At 64.4% G+C, this 1,689-nt stretch carries 3 protein-coding genes; all 3 read right to left on the bottom strand.

What is annotated here, in order from left to right; translation table 11 throughout:
• On the bottom strand, positions 1-545 hold a 545-nt coding region (locus tag AACS18_RS05595), incomplete at its 3' end, for a DUF2586 family protein (RefSeq protein ID WP_146184857.1).
• A 4-nt stretch (positions 546-549) separates the two neighbouring features.
• The gene (locus AACS18_RS05590) at positions 550-1,236 is read right to left on the bottom strand and encodes a phage virion morphogenesis protein (RefSeq protein WP_108613916.1); all 687 of its coding nucleotides are present in this window, start codon (positions 1,234-1,236) and stop codon (positions 550-552) included.
• A partial coding sequence (locus tag AACS18_RS05585; protein ID WP_258228864.1) for a phage tail protein occupies positions 1,233-1,689 on the bottom strand: 457 nt, incomplete at its 5' end. The genes AACS18_RS05590 and AACS18_RS05585, both read right to left, overlap by 4 nt.

The following is a 1,689-nucleotide window of genomic DNA, read 5'->3' as shown; positions in this document are numbered from 1 at the left end:
GCGCCGGCGAGGTTGGGCCACAGCTGCGGCAGCAGGGTGACGGATTCGGCCTTGATACCATCTTGCAGGGTGACCAGGGCCGCCTCGTAGTCGCTCCAGCTCTGGCCATCCTGCTCGGCGGCATTGATCCCCGCGACCGCCAGCAGCATGAATTGCCAGCGACCCCACTTGGCGATCAGCTCCTGGTTCAGCGCATGGGCGGCGTTGATCTTCGCCTCGTCCCACTCTTGCCCCAGCACCACCACCCCTTCAAAGGATTGGGTCTTCTGGGCCGCGCGCACAGCCTCTTGCCACTCCATGTCGGTGGGCAACACGAAGGCGGCTGCTGTCCAGTTCTGGCCGGCGTTGGCCATGGCGGCCTGCAGGTTGGTTTTGAGCTCGCTGGCGGGCTCGCCCAGCAGCTTGTCAAAGTCGCTCTGGGTGTTGAGGGAGAGCAGCTTGCCGGTATTGCTTGGCGCGGTGCCGACAAACAGCAGGTGGCGCTCGACTTGTGTCACCGGCCCCTGCATCTGGTTCAAGTTGTTGATCTGTACATAAGGCCACATGGCGTTATTTCCCCTTCATCTCTTGCTTATTGACGTCCCAGCCGTAGTCGATGCTCTGCAGGGCACGGGCAAAGGCTTGCTCCCGTTGTTTGGCATTGGCGCCAAGGAACGGGCGGGCAGGGAGCTCAATCTCCCAGCTCGCTTTCACCGGTTCATCCTTGAGCTTCCTGATGAGCAATCCCGCCTGGGCGTAGTTGAGATTGCCGGTGATCCAGCCGAGCGAGGCCGAGCGGTATGACCCCTTGCGTGCACCCGGGCGCTTGAAGCCGAGCTCGCGCAGCTTGCGGGCCTGCGCCTTGGTCGCGGGCTTGAGTTTGCCGCCCTCGCTGCTCGCGATGCGGCGCCGGCTGGCCGCGGTCACCTGATAGGTATGTCCCTTCTGGTGGGTGTTGGCGATAACCCCGGCGTGGGCGTTCATTGTCCCCCGTTTGAACCCGAGCTCGGCCACATCCTGACCGGGGGCGTGGATCTCCAGCAGCTTGGGCAGGCCGCGCAGCATCTTGCGTTTGCCTCGCTTGCGCGGCGCCCAGGGCTTGCCGTTGGGATCCTGCTGCTGGCGCACATGGCGGGCCGCCAGCTTTTTGAGCTCGGCCGCGGCGCGCCACACCAGGCGCTTGCGCTTCTGGGGCGGCAGGGCCAGCAGGTTGAGCTGGTCCTGGCTGCGGCGAGCGTCCAGAGTGATGGTGATCATGCCGGGCCACCTACCTGGTGATGGCCGGTGTCACCGACGTTCATGTCGATGTGGTCGGCCACCCAGATCTCATAGGGGGCCACCTGCCAACGCTTGCCGAGCCAGTTGATGGGGCCGCTCGGGTGCTCGATAAGGCGCAGTGGCTCGGTAAAGGCGAGCTGGATCTCGAGATCGGCACTCTTCTCATCGTTCGGGGTCACCGCATATTCCGGGTCGGCCAGCTCAAACTGTTCGCGAAACGAATCGTGCTCCTGCACCCACGCGGCCACAGCGGCCAGCACGATGGCCGGATCCAGCTCACGAAAGGGCAACTGCTCGACGATGAACACCGCCTGATAGGTGAGCCAGGCCACGTCTACGCCGGTCGGGCCCATGTTGCGGGATTCGAGCCGGATCGTTCCGTTCTCCATCCAGCTGTCGAGAGACTTGCGGCACTTGGCCGGCAGCACCCGA

This window comes from Aeromonas sp. HMWF015 (assembly GCF_963878965.1).
Classification (GTDB): Bacteria; Pseudomonadota; Gammaproteobacteria; order Enterobacterales; family Aeromonadaceae; genus Aeromonas; species Aeromonas veronii.
Note: the sequence above shows the minus strand (reverse complement) of the source record. Positions and strands in the feature narration are given on the sequence as shown.